Source organism: Moheibacter sediminis, from assembly GCF_900176425.1.
Lineage (GTDB): Bacteria > Bacteroidota > Bacteroidia > Flavobacteriales > Weeksellaceae > Moheibacter > Moheibacter sediminis.
Genome location: NZ_FWXS01000004.1, coordinates 53,745 through 72,204, shown reverse-complemented (window position 1 = coordinate 72,204; position 18,460 = coordinate 53,745). Strand labels below are relative to the sequence as shown.

Here is an 18,460-nt window from a genome sequence, read left to right as displayed (position 1 = left end):
CAAATTAAAAACAAGTGTGTGATAATGATTAAAACGAAGCGTTTCAAAATCGTTTCAATTCACAACTAACTGAAATTCAGAATGAAATTAATTAGAATTAAACAAAACAGATAAGACATTTTCTTTTCCGGGAGTTACTTTTTTGCCTAACCTATGTTTATAAAGACGAACAGAATCCGATGAAATTCCTAAAACAGAGGCAATCTCTTTGTGGTTCAATCCCAACTTAATCAAATAAAGGTAACGAAGTTCTGCTTGGGAAACGTTTGAGAAATATTGGGGAATTCTTTTGCTATAATCATTATTTACCCTTTCAAATGACTGTTTAAATGAAAGCCATTGATCATCGGTCAAAAGCGGAGTTTCGAGTATATCTTTGAGCTGGGCTTCCTTTTCTCCCATTTCAATCATGTTAGCATTTGAATCATTTTTGAGCTGTATGATTTCATCTTCGTATTTTGAAATATCTGAATTCAAAGTCGACACTTTATGGCTCAACTGATTCAATTCATTTTGAGCATCTTTTAATTTTCGCTTTTGATTCATTTTCACAAAAACAAATACTATCGTGAAAAAGGCAAGCATAATAATCAAAACTTTTTCCCAATGTTTTTCTATCCACGAATCTTTTCTCGGGTTTTCCTGCTGATGAATGAGTGTCTGTATGTTGGAATATTTTTCAAATTTCCTCAAACTGTCTTGCAATTCCGAATATTTTTCAAAAAATTGAGCAGCCTTTTCAAATTTTTTATTTTCTATGTAAGATTTATATAAAGTTTTAGCAATTGCCAGTTTCTCAAAAGATTCCATGTTTTTAACAAATTCAAATGCCTTTTCTGCATTTACTTCCGCTAAATCAGGTCTTCCAATGTCAAATAAATACCTGGCATATTGATTATAGGCAAATGCTTTGGACTGAAGTGGAATTGTCTTGCTAGTATCTGCCAGTTTTATCGCCTTTTGAAAATAGTAATAATATGCAGAATCGCCCGTACTGCTGCCATTATGAGTAAAAGAAATAATTTGGGCTATGGCTACATTCAGCTTCATTTTCGATAAGTCGTCTCCATATTGATCTATCCATTTGTAAGCTTTTTTGGAATAATTCAAAGATGATTCGAGTTTAACGCTATCATCTTTTTCCATATACTCCATGTAGTACAGCCAGCCTATGCTTGCTTCATTCTCAGCGGCTTGCTCCTTATCATTGGTTGCCAAGGCATGGTTATGTGCTTTAAAAAGATATTCCTCCGCTTGAGAAAAGTTCCCCGTTTGGGTGTAAATATTTCCAAATCTTGATTCAATCAATTGTTTATTGGGAGAATTGGTTAATTCAAAAAATTCATAAGATTTGATATAGTTTTCAATCGCTTTGTCTATTTCCAAATGATGGAAATAAATTTCGCCGGCATCCAGATAAAATTCCGCCCAAAGCTTTTTGTCCGAATCTTTTCTTAGTAAATCTTCTGCAACTTTGAGCAATCTGAAGGCCTCTTTAGTACTTAAATTTTCATTTTCCTGAATGAATTTTCTGACAATGACAGAACTGTCTTTAAAATTTTTAGACGATTGTAATTGCTGTGTCAATTTATGGTTGAAGTCATTTTGACACAACAATAAACACGGCAACAAAATAAGAAAGTAAAGAGTACAATTTTTAATCACGGGCCCTAACCATTAAAAAATCAAGTAAATGTATAAAAAGAAATTTTAACAAATAAAAAACAGAATAGATTAAACGCTAAAGATGTCAATATCAAAAAAATGGCTTGTTTTTTGGAATTGTCTCAAAAATCTAAATTATGATTTCAGCAATTTTGATGGATATAAATTGGAAAGAAATTCTAATTGGACAAGAAGAATGGGACTTCCTTTGGGAAGTGGTGCTGCGAACGGGCATTATGCTTATGGTCATCATCATAGGATTGAGGATTCTCGGAAAACGCAGCGTAAAACAGCTTTCTATATTTGAATTGGTTGTCATCATCGGATTGGGTTCCGCAGCGGGTGACCCGATGTTTTACAAGGAAGTAGGGATTTTGACTTCGGTTTTGGTTTTCGCAGTTGTAATTTTGCTGTATAGCATTATTACATTTTTCATCGGGAAAATTCAAAGATTTGAAAAAATCATGGAAGGAAGTCCAAGTTGTCTAATTGAAAAGGGACAATTTGCCGTTCAAAATTTCACAAAAGAAAAATTAGGAACACAGGAATTATTGTCAGAATTGAGGGTAAAAGGTATTTCACAACTCGGACAAGTGGAAACTGCTATCGAAGAAATGTCCGGCGACATGAGTGTCTTTTTTTATGAAGATGAAGACGTGAAATATGGATTGCCCATTATGCCGGAGTCGTGTAATAAAAAATCAAAATACATAAAAAAAGAAGGTCATCATTCCTGCGAATATTGTGGCCATACTGAAATCAAAAAAGTCGGCGCGGGTGGTAAATGCCCAGTTTGTAAAAAAAACGAATGGGTTCCATCCAGCAATCAACGAAGAGTTACTTAAAATCCTGAAATTGATTGGATTTTGGTTCAATCAATGTATTAATTAATATTTAAATAAAAGCATTATGGATACTTCAACAGCTATCATCGTTATCATTTCTATCGTCTGTACGATTGGAGTTTTAGGTGTGTTTTATTGGTTTGTGCAAAGAAAAAATCCACCGAAAGTCAGCCCTACCGAAGAAAAAAAGGAACGCGCAGAAAGACCGGAACCGAATGAAATTGACGATCCGCTCAATTGATTTTGTCTTTGATTTTGTTTTTCTGGTGAAATGAATACAGCAAATAGCCTAAAAAGGGTAAGATGAAAATGCTGCCCAAAAGCAATGCCCAAGCCAAAGCGCTTACAGTTTTTTCTGCTCCGGCGTGTTCGAGCAGTGACAAAACCGATCCGTCTTTGAGCAAAACCACATCCGGATAATGTCTGTAAGTTGCCGCCACCAAAATCATCAATACCTGAAATGCTGCACAAATCCGCATCAGCAAAACATTTCTTTTTTTCAAAGCATAAATTAATATCCCAACTGAAAGGGTTGCCAAAGCAATTACAATTTGTCCTGTTGATTTTCCAAAAACCAATTCCAGCAAAGGAACTTCATCTATATAGGCGGCAATGAAAACCAGAAACCCCGAAGCCAAAAGAACTATCATGTATTTGACTGCATTTTTTACAAAATAATTTACTTCCTGCCTGTCATTTGTTTCCCCAATAATGTAAATGGAAGCTAGATAAGCACTGATGCAAATGGTAAAAATCCCAACGCTGATTCCAAATAAATTCCACCAGCTCCAGACATAAGCCGTGAGAAAATCCTGTGCATTTGGGTCAATCGTTCCTGAAACGGTACTTGCGGCAATTATTCCCAAAAAGAAAGGCGTTACCAAACTGCTGATTGTAAAAATGGTTGTATAAACTTTTTGCCAATCATCATTTACCGCATCATAATGTCTAAATGTAAATGCCGTTCCTCTCGCAATGATTCCCAATAATAACAAAACCAATGGAATGTGGAGGTAAATGGATAAAGTGGTGTAAATCTGCGAAAATCCTACAAATAGAATTACAATTGCTATGATCAGCCACATGTGATTGGCCTCCCAAATAGGTCCGATAGATTTGTATGATGTGTCTCTTACAGTGCTTTTATTTTTCTTTTTGCTAAATAATTCCATCACTCCTACTCCAAAATCTGCTCCGCCCAAAATCAGGTACAAGTAAAGTGAAAGCCATAAATAAGCAATGATTACATATACCATTTTTAATGTTTTTTATGTTTGTAATTAGGCGAAGATGCATCATAAAGTATGTCCACCATTTTCATCTGGCGGTACATCAGAAAAATTACAATTGCAGAAAGCGAAACAAAAACCGCAGTAAAAATATAAAACGAATACACAATTCCCGGCATCGGTGTGACAGCATCGGCTGTTTTCATAATTTCATAAATGATCCACGGCTGCCGTCCGACTTCAGTTACTGTCCAACCTGCTTCTAAAGCGATGTAACCCAAAGGAATTGAAAAGACAAAAAGTTTCATCAGCCATTTCTTTTGGATTAAATTTCTTTTGCGAATTAATAAATACAGGTAAATAATTGAAACCATAAAAAGAAACATTCCCAATCCGATCATGATTTGAAAAGCATAATGCACAATGGCAACTGGCGGATGATTTTCTTTTGGAATGTCATTGAGCCCTGTAACAGGAGTTTCAAAATCGGAATGAACTAGAAAGCTGAGCAGCCCAGGGATTTTCAATCCATATTTAACTTCCTGATTTTCTTCATCCACAATTCCTCCAACCAAAAATGCGGAAGCAGAATCTGTTTCGAAATGTGCTTCCATCGCTGCTAGCTTTGCGGGTTGCCTTTCCGCAACATCTTTTGCAGAAATGTCTCCGCTCACAGGCTGCAAAATGGCAGCAATCGTTGCACAAATCGCAGCAATTTTAAATGCTTTGGTATGAAATTCTATATTTTTCTTTTTCAAAATCATGAGCGCATGAACGCCGGCAACGGCGAATCCGGTTGCTACGAAAGCTGCGATGACCATGTGCAATGCCTGTGAAAACCAAGCGTCGTTGAACATGGCTTTGATGGGGTCGATATTGATGTATTCTCCGTTTACATAATCAAATCCGGCAGGACTGTTCATCCAAGCATTTGCAGCTACCACAAGTATCCCGGAGGAAAGCCCGCTCAGTCCGACAACCAATCCGGTTGCCCAATGGAACCATTTGTTGAATCTATTCCAACCGTAAAGGAAAAATCCTAATGCTATGGCTTCTATGAAAAAAGCCGTTCCCTCGAGGGAAAATGGCATCCCGAAAATCGGTCCGGCATGTTTCATGAATTCAGGCCATAAAAGTCCTAGTTCAAAAGAAAGCATCGTCCCAGAAACGGCTCCTGTAGCGAAAAGAATAGCAACTCCTTTGCTCCAGGCTTTGGTAAGTCCTTTATAAATTTCATTTCCGGTTCGTAGGTATTTGTAATGGGAAATCGCCATGAAGAACGGCATAACCATTCCCACACAAGCGAAGATGATGTGAAAACCGAGGGACATCGCCATTTGGGAACGTGCTGCAATGAAATCATCCATAGAACTTTTGCGTTTTTGATGTTAATCAAATAAGGTTTGTGGCCGATGGATTAAATTTAGGGAGTAAATGTGAGTTAGTATATTTTAAATTAAGAATTTTTATATGATTTTGTTCATTGTTTTACCTACTTTAAACATACTAATTAAGGACTTGAGCCATCGTATTTTTTAACGTGTGCCCTGAATGCTTTTGAATCAATTAATTCTTCACGTTTATTTTTTCCAAACTCAAAATATTGTACTTCACAACAATGTGTTCCTTCACAAAATATTTGTTCACCATCTTGAAATTCGTAAATTGTACCTCCATCATCAGAGGTTAAATGATGCGATAAAAACCAAAATTTGACTTTTTCTCCATTTTTCAATAAAATAAACCCATTTTGTATATCATTTTTCCTATTAGATATAACATATTTGTCATGCATACTAAAATTCTCAAAATCAAATGTTTCAGTAACTAATTTTTCTTCTAAAATTCTTTGGGATTCTGATTTGCGAAATAGAAAGAAAAGGACAATACAAAATATGACTATTACCAAAAGCAAAATTTTATTTTTATCAGAACTTCGCGGGAAATATTTTATCATGTAGGAGAATTAAAACAAAGTCAATTTCAGCGTCAATTTCAAAAAGAAATTCTGGTCAAAAGTATCGTGTCCATAAGCACCAAATCGGTAATAAGTTCCCACGCCGAAGATGCCGTAAATCAATTGATTGAATTCTACTCCTGCTTCTTGATAATATTTATCTGGGGTTTGGAAATTGGTTAAACGATGGTCGGTGACGTCTTTCATATCACCAATCAATCCGCGGTAAATGAATTCCGGAAAAACTTCGCGTTTCATGAATTTGAATCCCGCGAATTTATGTCCGATTTGGAATGAAAAATATTTGTCCGAATAAAATTCACCAGGCAGCATCGTCTCGAAATTATTGAATCCCGCCAATCCGAAATGTTTGAAAATCTGGTCGCCGCGTTTCGCATTTCCCATTCCTTCAAAAAGATTCATAATCGGCGTATCTCCGAAAACTGCTCCGGTTCTTACTTGTAAGTTGGTTTCTCCGAAATACGTACGGAAATTATCTAAATAAGTGAAATCCAATTTCGTCGGTGTATAGTCCGCGTTGAAAACATTCCAACCTTTACTTGCCGTCAGATAAAACACCGGTAATCCGCTTTTGATAGTCACTTTTCCGTAAGGCGTGCGTACGTTTTGGTCTTTCGGTGCCCAACGCAAGGCGAGTTGTGTATCAAATGAAATGTATTTTTCTCCGTCGAATTTGTTCTGGTATTCATAATTAAATTCGGGATTTTGCTCGTTATAATTTGCAGTAAACTGGAAAGTTACATTTTGAAAAATGTCTTGTTCATAACCAATTGTAGCTTTTTTGTAACTGTAAAAGAAATCATTGTAAACATTGTTCAAATTTCCATTGAGGAATTTCAGATAATTGTTCTGAAGTATAATCGGATTTCTTCCGGAAGCTTCAACGTCTTGTGCATATTTCGTAAATAATTTTCCAGAATAAGGCTTATTCACAAAGAAATCTGCACCACCTCCAAATTTGAATTTTTCGTCCCGGAAACCATATGCAACATAACCATTTAGAGAGAAATCTTCGCTCAATTTGTAATTTGTATTTCCGCCGAGTCCTAATCGAAATCCTTCATAGTCATTGTAATTAACCAGTTTCGTCAAGTCCCAATCAAACTTTCCAATCGAATATTTCCCACCGGAACTGATGATCCGCAGCAGTCGGATGTTACGATCCATATTGTATTTTTCACCGATGCTGTCGATTTTTACGTAGGTATTTTTTTCCTGATTTGTGAGTGAATTGTCGCGGTAAGATTCAAGCGTTCCGTCCCAGTCATCCATCGTCTTCATATCGATTTCATTGGTATAGCCACGAAATTCTTTCGGTTCAAATTCCTTTGGTGTTTCTACGTCTTTGAAAGAAGTGGTCAGATGAAGCCATACTTTTTCTTTCTTTTTGATGGTATCCAAGACGACCGTTCCATCAGTTGTGACAGAATCTTTCACAGACGGGTAAGAAATATTTCCACCATCCATTCTATACCTTTGCTGGTGTGGAAACCAATAATCATTGACCCGCGTCCAATCCATTTCGAGTTCTGCAATGCTTTTGTCAGAAAGGTTTTCTGCATAAAATTTCGCAACTGCTTTTGTGTTTTTATCAATCCAAAGATGCCCTTTTATCTGTTGTTTGTTATCAACTCTTTTTTGTGGAAAAAATGCAACGACAATTATACTTTGACCTTCGAGTATTTCTTCTTCCACAATTCGGTAACGATATTCCTGAAGTCCTGACTGTGAAATAGGATTGGTAAATTGCTTAAAGAAAAAATCAATTTTTTCATCATCAAAATTATGCGAAATGGGCTGCATCGCCACAAACTCATAAACAGGAATTTTTGTGCCTGAAATGCGGGTTGCTTTCACGACATTTTTACTTCCCAATTTGTTTGAAAACTTATGATCCATCGCACGTTCACCCAGCATCAAATGGCTTTCGTCCAGTAATTTTCTAATGTCATTGTAACTCGAATCCTCTTCATTTCTAGGATCCATGATGTAAGGAAGTGAATCTTTATTGGCGGTCACCAGAAATTTCGAATAACTTTTGTATTGGTAAGTTTTCAGATTTTCGATGCTGTTTTTCTTTTTATTTTGAATGACTTGTTTGATGATTCTTCTCGCTTCGGAATCGTCATTGGTGATTTCAGCAGAAGATAATTCAACCATCATTGGTTGCAGCATAATTGTAATGTCTTTGCCGTAAGCAAATATTTTTTTGTCTTTATAACCGTCATAAACCAATTTCACAGTGTTATGAATAGCTGGAATTATAAAAACGCCGTTTTTATTTGTTTTACCCAATTCTACATTGTCATCAGAAAGCACAGTGACGTTTTCCATGGGTTGGTCTTCCATAAAACCATCCATCACAATCAGTTTGGTTTGCGCACAAACACTCAGGGAAAATAATAACAAGGAAGGGAGTAAAAATTTCAACATGCTCAATTAGTAGCTTTCTTACAGCAAATGTATCAATTATATAAGTTAAATTATTTGAGATTTAAAAATGCTTACTAACAATTCTTGAACTAAAATCAAAAACTTGAAAGTTGAATTAAACTTTAAACAATTTTCAGGATTTTATAATCTTAAAAAAACTATTTACTCTTTTTAAATCCGGAAACATGATTCAGAATGTACTTCATCGTTTCTAACCTTGCTTCTTTCTTATCATCTGTTTTAATCTCAATCCAAGGCGATTTTTCGGTGGAAGTTTCTTTGAGCATTTTGTCGATGTATTTTGTGTAATCGTCCCATTTTTCCTGTGCCAGCTTGTCGAGTCCACCGATTTTATATTGTTTCATTTCGTCTTCCTGGCGGTCAGCAAGACGACTCGCCTGCTCTTCTTTAGATATGTTGAGGAAAAATTTAATCAAAATGACCCCATCATCGATTAACAAATGTTCCAACAAATTGACTTGACTCATAAAAGACTCATGCTGTTCAGGGGTACAAAATCCAAAAACCGGCTCCACCACAGCCCTATTGTACCAACTTCTATCGAAAAAAACAATTTCTTCCTGTTTGGGCAATTGTTGAATGTATCGCTGAAAATACCATTGTTGTGTTTCGATTTCGGTGGGTTTTGGAAGTGCAGTTACGCGGAAATGTTTGGGGTTTAATTTTGCAATCGTGCGGCTGATCGTTCCGCCTTTTCCGGCTGCATCCCGACCTTCGTAGATGATTAAAAGTTTCTTTTTATTGGTAATGAGAAATTCCTGCAAACGCAACATTTCATATTGTAATTGGTTCAATTCTTTTTCATAGTCCAATTGTTTAAGGAATTTTTTCTCTTTGATAATTCCTTTGGAAACCAATAAATCGATGATTTCTTCACTTCTGGAAATTTTTTCCAAATCATTTAAATCAAATTCTGCCATAGATTTACTTTTAATTTTAGAATGTTAAATTTAGTATAATAGTTTTTGACAAAGACTATTCTCTGGCATAATTTCTGTTAAATTTGAAGTAAAATGTACAATATGAAAAAATTAACAATAGGAATTTCAGCTTTGATTTTGGCTTTTGGAATGATTGCTTGTGAAAAGCCTGCAACAGAAACTGAAACTCCCGAAACAGTTACGACAGAAGAAACAACTCCAAATGAAACAGTTGGAAATCCGGCAGATGTAAAAACAGATGCAGGCCCATTCCAATTAGAAGCTTTGAAATATGGTTATTCTGATTTGTCAAAATCGATTGACTCAAAAACTATGGAAGTTCATTATTCAAAGCATTATTTAGGTTATGCCAACAAATTGAATGAAGCTATCAAAGGAACACCAAATGAAGGAAAATCTATTGAAGAAATCATGAAAAGTCTGGATTTGAAAAATGCTGCTTTGAGAAACAATGGGGGTGGATTTTACAACCACAGATTATACTTCGCAAGCATGAGTCCAAATGGCGGCGGAGAACCTACCGGAGCTTTGGCTGAGGCCATCAAAAAAGACATCGGTTCGTTTGATGAATTAAAAAAACAACTTTCTGAAGCAGGTGCAAAAAGATTTGGTTCAGGGTGGGCTTGGTTGGTTGTGAAAGATGGCAAATTGGCTGTTGGAAGCACTGCAAATCAAGACAATCCATTGATGCCAGGACAAGAAATTTCTGGAACGCCGATTTTAGGAATTGACGTTTGGGAACATGCTTATTATTTAAAATACCAAAACAAAAGACCAGAATACATCGACGCATTTTTCAATGTGATTGACTGGAATTTTATAGGACAGAATTATGATGCGGCAGTTGCGGCAAAATAATAATTAGTTATTGTATAATTGATTGTGGAAGGAGAATGTAATTTTTGCGTTCTCCTTTTATTTTAATAAGGAATTGAGAATGGTTCCGGATTTCAGTTCGGTTTCGTTCCATTCGTTTTGAGGATTGCTTTCAGCGGTGATTCCTCCACCGACATATATCCAAATTTTGTTTTGATAGAATTGCGCACAGCGAAGATTGACGAAATATTCTTGTGAGCTTTCAGTTTCAATTCCGATGTAACCTGCATAAAAGTTGCGGTCGTATCCTTCGTTTTCTACAATAAATTCAAAAGCTTTTTCTTTTGGCAAACCACAAACTGCGGGTGTTGGATGCATTTTCTCTAATAAATCTTCCAAAGAAAATTCTGAATGAATTTTACCTGAAATATAACTTTTCAAATGTTGGAATTTTCCCGCTTGAATGGTTTCAGGTCCTTTCAATTCAACTTCATTCATTTCAGAAAAATTTTCTAAAATATAATCAGTGACTATCTGTTGTTCGTTAAATTCTTTGGATGTCCATCCAGTTTCGGAAAGTTTTGTTCCCGCGAGTGAAACGGTTTTTACGATATTTTCATTTTTACTCAATAATAATTCTGGCGTGGCGGCAATCCAAGTTTCATTTCCGGGATTATGCCACATATAAACCAAAGCGCCGGGATGCGTTTCTAATAAATTTTTAAATGATCTGAATAAGTTAAAACATTGATTATCTATTTGTTTGATTCGGCTGATGACGATTTTGTTGGTTTCTGAAGTTTGAATTTCATCAATTGTTTTTTGAATCAATTCGACATAATTTTCTTCTGAAATAGGATTGAAATTTTCACCCGATTCTAAGTTCAATTTAAATTCAAAATTGAATTCGTCCTGATGAATCTGAATCGGATTTTTATCTGAAATTGATTTTTCTGTTTCGTTGTCGAATGAATGAATGAGGAAAATATTTTCTTCGGAATTATCATTTACAATCAATTGAATCATCTCCTCATTTGGTTTTCGGAAAAGAACAAATGGCATTTGGAGATTAATGGCTTGGGTTAATTTGCCTGAGAAATTTACATTCATATTATTGAGAATTCAGCTTTGTCAAAATTTAAAACTTTTAAAAAGCTCAACCAACTGAAAAGATTTAAACATAATTGATAGAAACGATGGAATTGGTCAAGTGGCAATAGGAGATGAGGTTGTTTTCTTCGTCACGGATTTCGATTTTGACTAGGTGTGTAGTGCGTCCTTGTTTGATAAATTCTGCACGGGCGGTTACAATACCGTCACGTTTGGGGCGAAGGTGGTTCGCGGTCATCTGCATCCCAACGGATTTATAAATTTTATAATCTATGGAAGTTGCAGACAAAACGCTGCCGACGGTTTCTGCTAAAGCGATGCTCGCGCCGCCATGGAGAATTCCATAGGGTTGATGAACTTTGTGGTTGACGGGCATTGTGGCTTCCATGAACCCTTCGCCAACATCAGAAAAATTGATATCGAGAGCCTCCATCAAAGTATTTTTATTCATGGCATTGAGCTGGTCTAGTTTATTTTGTTTGTCCATCAGTAAATTTTTTTGTTATAATTCTCAGGAAACTTACCTTGTATATTGAAATAATAAGCTTCGATTTCCTGTAGAACTTCTTCTTTGGTTTTGTTTTGTATATCATCAATAACCTTACCGATTCCGGCCATTTTTTTCTGATAATCGGCATACGCAAGCAGAATGGGAACTTTGGCTTCTAGTGCAATGTAATAGAATCCGGTTTTCCATTTTTCAGCGTATGAACGGGACCCTTCGGGTGTATTGAGCATGTACAAATGCTTTTTAGTGTTTAACTGTTTAGCGGCAAAACCGACCATGTCGGAACGTTGTGCACGGTTGATGCCAATGCCTCCGAGAGCTTTGATGAGAAATCCGTACCAAGGTTTTGTCCAGCTGTCTTTGATGAAAAATTTCATGGGGATGCCCATCGCCCAGAAAGCTGAAACGGCATAATAAAAATCCCAGTTAGTGGTATGTGGAGCTGCTATGAGAACGCATTTTGGTATGGTTTTAACAGGAACGGTTATATCGAGTTTCCAGCCCATGATGCCTAAGAGGAATTTTCCGATTAGTTTTTTCATAAGACAAACGTACGGATTTTTTTTATGGATGATTTTGCGGGATGTACAGTTGTTCTATCAGCTTAAATACCGGAGTTAATTAAATTTACAACAATAAATTTATAAAAAAGACGGACAATTGTCCGTCTTTAGATTTATGATATTTAAAATTTGAAATTATAGATCAAATTTAATTCCCTGTGCCAAGGGAAGATTGGTTGTATAATTAATCGTATTAGTTTGTCTTCTCATATAGATTTTCCAAGAATCAGAACCAGATTCGCGTCCGCCTCCTGTTTCTTTTTCTCCACCAAATGCACCTCCGATTTCAGCTCCCGAAGTTCCGATGTTTACGTTTGCGATACCACAGTCTGAACCTCCTGCACTCAGGAATTTTTCCGCTTCGCGCAAATTGTTGGTCATAATTGCAGATGAAAGTCCTTGCGCTACTCCGTTTTGGATTTCGAGTGCATTTTCTACATCACCCGAATATTTAATAAAATATAGAATCGGCGCGAAAGTCTCATGCTGAACGATTTCGTAATGGTTTTCAACCTCAGCGATTGCAGGCTTTACGTAACATCCGCTTTCGTAATCTGCTCCTTCTAAAACTCCACCCTCAACCAAGATATTTCCGCCTTGCTCTTTTACTTTTACCAAAGCATTTTGGTAAGCTTTTACAGCATCTTTGTCAATCAATGGACCAACGTGCATTTTTTCATCCAAAGGATTTCCGATTTTTAATTGACCATAAGCCGCAACAATCGCATCTTTCACTTTATCATACATCGATTCGTGAATGATCAAACGACGTGTCGAAGTACAACGCTGTCCTGCTGTTCCAACTGCTCCAAAAACAGCTCCGATAACGGTCATTTTGATGTCGGCATCGGGCGTAACGATGATGGCGTTGTTTCCGCCTAGTTCCAACAAAGAAGTTCCTAAACGACCTGCAACTTCTTTCGCCAAAATTTTTCCCATACGTGTAGAACCCGTTGCAGAAACCAAAGGAATGCGTTTGTCTTGTGACATGAACTCTCCTACTTTGTAATCACCGTTTACCAAACAAGAGATTCCTTCCGGCAAATTATTTTCTTTTAAAACTTCTTGAATTAATTTCTGACAAGCTACCCCACACAAAGGTGTTTTTTCGCTTGGCTTCCAGATGACAACGTCACCACAAATCCAAGCCAATGCTGCGTTCCAAGACCAAACGGCTACCGGGAAGTTGAATGCTGAAATTACTCCAACGATTCCTAGCGGATGGTATTGTTCGTACATTCTGTGTCCGGGACGTTCCGAATGCATGGTCAAACCATATAACTGGCGCGACTGCCCTACTGCGAAGTCGCAGATGTCGATCATTTCCTGTACTTCACCTAAACCTTCCTGGTAGGATTTTCCCATTTCATAAGAAACAAGTTTTCCTAATTCTGCTTTGTTGGCTCTTAATTTGTCACCGAATTGGCGAACGATTTCTCCGCGCAAAGGTGCCGGAGTTGTTCTCCAAGTTTTGAATGCTTCCTGAGCGGAAGCTATTGTTTTTTCGTAATCTTCTTTGGTTGTGGTTTTTACTTTTCCGATTAATTTTCCGTCAACCGGTGAATAAGATTCGATGATTTCTCCGTTTGAAAACCAGTTAGATCCGGTTGAAGTTCCGTCGTTTATCTCGCTTAATCCTAATTTTTTAAGTTCGTTTTGTATCATTTTGTTTGTTTACTTTTTGAAAGGTTCAAAGGTAGTGAAATAGTACTAAAAGGAAACGAATGAAAAAGTAAAAACTGTACGCTTATGTAGAAACATGAAAGCCAAATGTTAAAATGGATTCAGTTCTTACTGGCTTATTATCCTTTTCAGCTGGATTCCACTTGGGAAGTTTTTTCATTTCTTTGATAATTTTTTCACCCATATAATCATATTGAGGATCTGCTAATGGTTCGGGATGGATAGGAATTCCATTTTTAGGATATGATTTCAATAACTTGACAGAAAATGCTTCAGCACTTAGATCTGATAATTCACCATCTTCATTAACTATCAATTTTACTTTAATGCTGAAACTAATCGTTTCTCCCGGTTTACCATTTTTTGGAAAGCCTACCTTATCATATATTTTTTGATAATAATTTTTGAGACCTCCTATAGGTTCAGCTCTCTTCTGAAAGACTTGGAATATCGTATCTCTTTTTTCTTTGCGAACTATATAAGCGTTCAATAACATCGAATCCTTGTAAATTGTTGTAGAAATCTCATCTCTCGAATCAATGTTTAGAATACCGGTACCGTTAATTAATTTCTCATTTCCTTCCTCATCCCACACTTGACCTGTTCGAATTGAATTTCCTTTTACATAAACTTGTCTCAGTTTGTTGCCCTTATTGGAATTAATTCTAAAAATACCTTGTGCATTTTTACTGTAATCCCTATCAGCATTAATATTATTTAAACTAACACAATAAGATATATAACTATCAATCTGCTTTACATCATTTAATCCATAGACTTGTCCTTTATGGACTCTATAAGATCCCACATAATCTTCAATATTTACATGGTCATTTTCAATATTATATACGCGCTTATATTTAGACTGACCACCCGCTAACATAGAAAAGCTGGAATCTTCAAAATATCTTTCTTGTGCTAATGAAGAAATTGACAATAAAAAAATAAGTAAAATTGCTATTGGTCCCATGTATTGGTTAAAGGTTGCAAAATAACACATAATAAAATAAAAATCTTCTAAAAATAAATTAATATAATTTTAATTGATATATCAACTATTGATAAATCATTTATATATTTGCTTAAAATTCAGATTGTGGAAAAATTAGAAAGCATTATATTCTATACGATGGACAAAAGCATAAGGACTTACAGAAACTATGCGCAAAAAAGATTAAAAGAACAAGGATTTAAAATCACAATTGACCAATGGCTAATTTTAAAAGCCATCATGGAAAATCCGGGAATCAAACAACAGGAACTGGCAGAAAAAGTTTTTAAAGATTCTGCTTCTGTAACCAGAATCATCGAATTGCTCGTGAAAGCAAAATATTTAGATAGAAAACCTAATCCACAGGACAGAAGGAAATTTGACTTGAAAATAACTAAATCTGGAATGAAAATCCTGCAAGATGTTCAGGCTTTGGTTTTGGAAAACACAAAAACTGCATTGAATGGAATCAACGAAAATGAATTGCAAACACTTCACTCATTACTCAAAAAAATAACCGAAAACTGTCAACAAATTTAAAATCCTTACACCTATGATACGTATTTTATTTGCTATTAGCTTTTTTATTGCAACCACAATTTTTAGTTTGGTTAGAGGGCAAACAACCCCAAATAATGACCTGAATATTTCGGGAAAAGTATTGGATGAATCAGGATTTCCGGTTGCTTTTGGGATTGTCAATTTGATGAATGCAGATGACAATTCACTCATTAAAACCGAAACCACCGATGAAAATGGTTTGTACATTTTTGAGGGAATCCCAAAAGGAAAATACTTTCTGGAAGTTACAGATATGCTGCAGAGTGCTCAGTCTGGAGAAGCGTTTGCTGCAGAAAATAATATGGAAATGATGCCATTTGTTTATCAGGCACAAGTCCAACAATTGAACGAAGCTGTAGTGGTAAAAACCAAACCTTACATCGAACGTAAAGATGGAGTGATGACATTGAATGTAGAAAACAGCATATCGGCTACGGGTTCTTCAGCATTTGAGATTCTGGAAAAAGCACCGGGTGTAAATGTGGATAATAATGACAATATTTCACTTCGTGGCAGAGGTGGAATTTTGGTACAAATCGATGGAAAAATCACGCAGATGTCGGGTTCAAATTTGGCTAATTATCTGCGAGGTCTTCCGTCATCAAGCATTGAAAAGATTGAATTTATAACCAATCCGGGCGCGAAATACGATGCTGCAGGCTCGTCCATCATCAACATTAAATTAAAAAAAGACAAAAGAAAAGGCACCAACGGAAGCATCACTTCTTCATACGGGCAAGGAATTTATTCGAAAAGCAACAGCAGCGTCAGCTTAAATCATCGAAACAATAAGGTCAATATTTTCGGAAGCTACAGTTTTGCATACCGCGAATGGTTCAACGAATTATTGTTGAACAGGCAGTTTTTTGAAGATGGAAATTTCACCGGAGCTTATGAGCAGGACAATTTCCTGAAAATGAACTTTAGAAATCATATTGTCCGAGGTGGTGCGGATTTTTATGTGAATGACAAACACACAATGGGATTCTCAGGAAGTGCCATCAGCAATAAATTCAATCCGACGGGACAAAATTATTCAGATGTTTACGATGCTTCAAATGAATTAAGTTCAAGATTTGAAACGAAAAATAATTCGCGTGACAGCTGGTACAATTATTCCGCCAACCTCAACCATAAAGTCATTTTAGACACTATCGGAACGGAATTGACGACTGATTTTGATTTTGCAAATTTTGGGAATGATACAGAACAGAATTTTAAAACACGCTATTTTGATTTGAATCAAAATGAAATTCAAAGTCCTTATTTGCTTCGTGGAGATGTGGTCGGAGATTTGAAAATTTATGGGTTGAAATCGGATTTTGTAACGAATTTAAACAATGAAATCAAATTGGAAGCGGGAATCAAATCGAGTTATGTAAAAGCAGATAACAATCTGGAATTCTACGATGTAAGTTCTGAAACGCCTGTTTTTGATCCGACAAAAAGCAATCATTTTATTTATTCAGAAAACATCAATGCTGCTTATCTAAACGGTTCTAAACAATTTGGAAAATGGAATATTTATGCAGGTTTAAGAGTTGAAAATACCAACATCACGGGAGAACAACTGGTATCCAGCACTTCGTTCAAAGACAGTTACACACAGCTTTTTCCGAGTGGATTTGTGAGTTATGCTTTGAATGATAAAAATAGTTTGGAATTGAATTACAGCAGAAGAATTTCAAGACCAGGTTATGACCAATTGAATCCGTTTAAATTCTTTTTAGATCCGACAACTTACAAAGAAGGAAATCCTTATTTGAAACCACAAAGCACACATTCATTGGAATTGACACATGTATTGAATCAAAAAATTTATACTACTTTGAGTTTTGCACGAACTACAGATAATATAACTGAAGTGATTGCTCCCTCGGAAGATGATTTGCAGGTAACCGTTCAAACCAGTAAAAATCTGGATACCGCTGATATTTTCGGGTTGTTTATGGTAATTCCGGTTGACATTACAAAATGGTGGAATTCAAATAACAGCTTGAATTTTTATTATGGTTCTTATTCCGGAACGGTTGCCAATACGACTTTGAAAGAAAAAGGAAATTTCACTTATAATTTTAATTCAGTTAATAATTTCAAATTAGGAAATGGCTATTCAGCTGAAATTACAGGAAACTACAGAGCAAGAGAAATTTATGCATTTATGGATGTAGAACCTATTTGGTTTTTGAATTTAGGATTTCAGAAAAGATTTCAAAACAGTACCATTAAATTGGCTTTCAACGATATTTTCTTTACCAACGGAGCGGTTGCCGATACGGAATTCAACGATTATAAAGAACATTTTAAAGTACGACGAGACACACGAACTTTCGTGATTTCATATACTTATAATTTTGGAAACAGCAATGTTCCGCAAAGAAGAAGAACGGGCGGTGCAGACGATCTCAAACAGCGCGCCGGCGCAAATAGTTAAGCGTTTTGGATGTGGAATGTAAACAAGGTGTTTCCCCAAACCAAGCACGCAGCACCTGTTTCGTCCAAATCAATTGTGAACTGCTCTACAGATTCTTCTGAACGTATGGTTGGAACGGAAATCCTCAACGCATCGCGTTTTTCGTTATATTTTGTTCCCCATTGGTTCCAATCTTTGTTGAAAATAACGATGGTTTCATTTTCTCCAGGAATGGTGTACAAACTGTATTTGCCTGCAGGAAGCATTTTTCCTTCGATCACAACATTTTCATTGATTTCAAAAACGGTGGCTTCATTCGCACCTGTGCGCCAAACTTGTCCGTAAGGAACAAGTTTCGAAAATTCTCTTCCTTTTAGGTATGGGCGGCTATAAACGATTTCCACCTGAAGGCTGTCTTTTAATTTGATTTCAACTGAATCGATTGGACTAACTCTGTTATTCTTAGACGCTTCGGTTTGAGCGTTTAAAAATCCGAAAAGGATAAATGCGAATAAAAAAATGAAGGATTTCATATTATAGTTTTTGCAAAATTAGGATTAATTCAAATATTTCTGCTCACGTTTTTACAAGTTTTATGCCATTTGGATTGCATTCTATTATTCCAAGAAAAATTTATTATTATTTTATTTTCAATAATTTTTGAAAATTTAGAAAATTTAGTTTAAATTTGTTTCAAAATAAA

The 18,460-nt window shown here is 35.9% G+C and carries 17 protein-coding genes; 5 read left to right on the top strand and 12 right to left on the bottom strand.

The window, feature by feature from the left end; genetic code table 11:
- Nucleotides 1-87 precede the first annotated feature (87 nt).
- On the bottom strand, nucleotides 88-1,587 hold the full coding sequence (locus B8977_RS07050) for a helix-turn-helix domain-containing protein (RefSeq protein ID WP_143736372.1): 1,500 nt from the start codon (nucleotides 1,585-1,587) through the stop codon (nucleotides 88-90).
- Nucleotides 1,588-1,802: 215 nt separating this feature from the next.
- Between B8977_RS07050 and B8977_RS07045 the strand changes: the two genes are divergently transcribed.
- The gene (locus B8977_RS07045; protein ID WP_084016992.1) at nucleotides 1,803-2,510 is read left to right on the top strand and encodes a DUF421 domain-containing protein; all 708 of its coding nucleotides are present in this window, start codon (nucleotides 1,803-1,805) and stop codon (nucleotides 2,508-2,510) included.
- A 64-nt stretch (nucleotides 2,511-2,574) separates the two neighbouring features.
- A complete protein-coding gene (locus B8977_RS15085) occupies nucleotides 2,575-2,751 on the top strand; it encodes a hypothetical protein (protein WP_159447467.1) in 177 nt (58 codons plus the stop codon).
- Here the strand turns inward: B8977_RS15085 and B8977_RS07040 are convergent.
- The 5 genes from B8977_RS07040 to ppk2 form a co-directional block, all read right to left on the bottom strand.
- The gene (locus B8977_RS07040) at nucleotides 2,744-3,766 is read right to left on the bottom strand and encodes a cytochrome d ubiquinol oxidase subunit II (RefSeq protein ID WP_084016991.1); all 1,023 of its coding nucleotides are present in this window, start codon (nucleotides 3,764-3,766) and stop codon (nucleotides 2,744-2,746) included. The genes B8977_RS15085 and B8977_RS07040 overlap by 8 nt on opposite strands.
- Before the next feature lie 2 nt (nucleotides 3,767-3,768).
- Nucleotides 3,769-5,106 (bottom strand): cytochrome ubiquinol oxidase subunit I, encoded by a 1,338-nt coding sequence (locus tag B8977_RS07035; protein WP_084016990.1) that lies wholly within the window; start codon nucleotides 5,104-5,106, stop codon nucleotides 3,769-3,771.
- Nucleotides 5,107-5,249: 143 nt separating this feature from the next.
- The gene (locus B8977_RS07030) at nucleotides 5,250-5,696 is read right to left on the bottom strand and encodes a hypothetical protein (RefSeq protein ID WP_084016989.1); all 447 of its coding nucleotides are present in this window, start codon (nucleotides 5,694-5,696) and stop codon (nucleotides 5,250-5,252) included.
- Nucleotides 5,697-5,705: 9 nt separating this feature from the next.
- Nucleotides 5,706-8,150: a DUF5686 family protein gene (locus tag B8977_RS07025; RefSeq protein ID WP_084016988.1), complete on the bottom strand. Its 2,445-nt coding sequence runs from the start codon at nucleotides 8,148-8,150 to the stop codon at nucleotides 5,706-5,708.
- A 158-nt stretch (nucleotides 8,151-8,308) separates the two neighbouring features.
- Nucleotides 8,309-9,091, bottom strand: coding sequence for a polyphosphate kinase 2 (gene ppk2 / locus B8977_RS07020; protein WP_084016987.1), 783 nt, complete (start codon nucleotides 9,089-9,091; stop codon nucleotides 8,309-8,311).
- Nucleotides 9,092-9,193: 102 nt separating this feature from the next.
- On the opposite strand from ppk2, the gene B8977_RS07015 reads away from it, so the two are divergent.
- Nucleotides 9,194-9,970 carry a superoxide dismutase gene (locus B8977_RS07015; protein ID WP_084016986.1) on the top strand — a complete coding sequence of 259 codons (777 nt, stop codon included), beginning with the start codon at nucleotides 9,194-9,196 and terminating at the stop codon, nucleotides 9,968-9,970.
- A 57-nt stretch (nucleotides 9,971-10,027) separates the two neighbouring features.
- Here B8977_RS07015 and B8977_RS07010 read toward each other — a convergent pair whose 3' ends face one another.
- The 5 genes from B8977_RS07010 to B8977_RS06990 form a co-directional block, all read right to left on the bottom strand.
- Complete coding sequence (locus tag B8977_RS07010) at nucleotides 10,028-11,038, bottom strand: isochorismate synthase (RefSeq protein ID WP_084016985.1); 1,011 nt, start codon at nucleotides 11,036-11,038, stop codon at nucleotides 10,028-10,030.
- A 64-nt stretch (nucleotides 11,039-11,102) separates the two neighbouring features.
- A complete protein-coding gene (locus B8977_RS07005; RefSeq protein WP_084016984.1) occupies nucleotides 11,103-11,525 on the bottom strand; it encodes a PaaI family thioesterase in 423 nt (140 codons plus the stop codon).
- Complete coding sequence (locus B8977_RS07000; RefSeq protein WP_084016983.1) at nucleotides 11,525-12,088, bottom strand: 1-acyl-sn-glycerol-3-phosphate acyltransferase; 564 nt, start codon at nucleotides 12,086-12,088, stop codon at nucleotides 11,525-11,527. Before B8977_RS07000 ends, B8977_RS07005 begins: the two co-directional genes overlap by 1 nt.
- A gap of 156 nt (nucleotides 12,089-12,244) precedes the next feature.
- Complete coding sequence (gene amaB, locus B8977_RS06995) at nucleotides 12,245-13,774, bottom strand: L-piperidine-6-carboxylate dehydrogenase (RefSeq protein WP_084016982.1); 1,530 nt, start codon at nucleotides 13,772-13,774, stop codon at nucleotides 12,245-12,247.
- Nucleotides 13,775-13,856: 82 nt separating this feature from the next.
- On the bottom strand, nucleotides 13,857-14,762 hold the full coding sequence (locus tag B8977_RS06990; protein ID WP_084016981.1) for a hypothetical protein: 906 nt from the start codon (nucleotides 14,760-14,762) through the stop codon (nucleotides 13,857-13,859).
- Between the two features lie 126 nt (nucleotides 14,763-14,888).
- On the opposite strand from B8977_RS06990, the gene B8977_RS06985 reads away from it, so the two are divergent.
- Both B8977_RS06985 and B8977_RS06980 read left to right on the top strand, forming a co-directional pair.
- Nucleotides 14,889-15,323, top strand: a complete 435-nt coding sequence (locus B8977_RS06985; RefSeq protein ID WP_084016980.1) for a MarR family winged helix-turn-helix transcriptional regulator — start codon at nucleotides 14,889-14,891, stop codon at nucleotides 15,321-15,323.
- Nucleotides 15,324-15,336: 13 nt separating this feature from the next.
- Nucleotides 15,337-17,778 carry a TonB-dependent receptor gene (locus B8977_RS06980; RefSeq protein ID WP_084016979.1) on the top strand — a complete coding sequence of 814 codons (2,442 nt, stop codon included), beginning with the start codon at nucleotides 15,337-15,339 and terminating at the stop codon, nucleotides 17,776-17,778.
- Here the strand turns inward: B8977_RS06980 and B8977_RS06975 are convergent.
- On the bottom strand, nucleotides 17,775-18,290 hold the full coding sequence (locus B8977_RS06975; RefSeq protein ID WP_084016978.1) for a DUF2911 domain-containing protein: 516 nt from the start codon (nucleotides 18,288-18,290) through the stop codon (nucleotides 17,775-17,777). The two genes, B8977_RS06980 and B8977_RS06975, sit on opposite strands and share 4 nt — an antisense overlap.
- Nucleotides 18,291-18,460: the final 170 nt, after the last annotated feature.

Bases quoted from the DNA above. Each gene is read 5' to 3' on its own strand.
- B8977_RS07025 (WP_084016988.1), bottom strand. From the start codon at position 8,150: ATGTTGAAATTTTTACTCCCTTCCTTGTTATTATTTTCCCTGAGTGTT.
- B8977_RS07005 (WP_084016984.1), bottom strand. From the start codon at position 11,525: ATGGACAAACAAAATAAACTAGACCAGCTCAATGCCATGAATAAAAAT.
- B8977_RS07045 (WP_084016992.1), top strand. From the start codon at position 1,803: ATGATTTCAGCAATTTTGATGGATATAAATTGGAAAGAAATTCTAATT.
- B8977_RS07040 (WP_084016991.1), bottom strand. From the start codon at position 3,766: ATGGTATATGTAATCATTGCTTATTTATGGCTTTCACTTTACTTGTAC.
- B8977_RS06975 (WP_084016978.1), bottom strand. From the start codon at position 18,290: ATGAAATCCTTCATTTTTTTATTCGCATTTATCCTTTTCGGATTTTTA.
- B8977_RS06980 (WP_084016979.1), top strand. From the start codon at position 15,337: ATGATACGTATTTTATTTGCTATTAGCTTTTTTATTGCAACCACAATT.
- B8977_RS07035 (WP_084016990.1), bottom strand. From the start codon at position 5,106: ATGGATGATTTCATTGCAGCACGTTCCCAAATGGCGATGTCCCTCGGT.
- B8977_RS07015 (WP_084016986.1), top strand. From the start codon at position 9,194: ATGAAAAAATTAACAATAGGAATTTCAGCTTTGATTTTGGCTTTTGGA.
- B8977_RS07000 (WP_084016983.1), bottom strand. From the start codon at position 12,088: ATGAAAAAACTAATCGGAAAATTCCTCTTAGGCATCATGGGCTGGAAA.
- ppk2 (WP_084016987.1), bottom strand. From the start codon at position 9,091: ATGGCAGAATTTGATTTAAATGATTTGGAAAAAATTTCCAGAAGTGAA.
- amaB (WP_084016982.1), bottom strand. From the start codon at position 13,774: ATGATACAAAACGAACTTAAAAAATTAGGATTAAGCGAGATAAACGAC.
- B8977_RS07010 (WP_084016985.1), bottom strand. From the start codon at position 11,038: ATGAATGTAAATTTCTCAGGCAAATTAACCCAAGCCATTAATCTCCAA.
- B8977_RS06990 (WP_084016981.1), bottom strand. From the start codon at position 14,762: ATGGGACCAATAGCAATTTTACTTATTTTTTTATTGTCAATTTCTTCA.
- B8977_RS15085 (WP_159447467.1), top strand. From the start codon at position 2,575: ATGGATACTTCAACAGCTATCATCGTTATCATTTCTATCGTCTGTACG.
- B8977_RS07030 (WP_084016989.1), bottom strand. From the start codon at position 5,696: ATGATAAAATATTTCCCGCGAAGTTCTGATAAAAATAAAATTTTGCTT.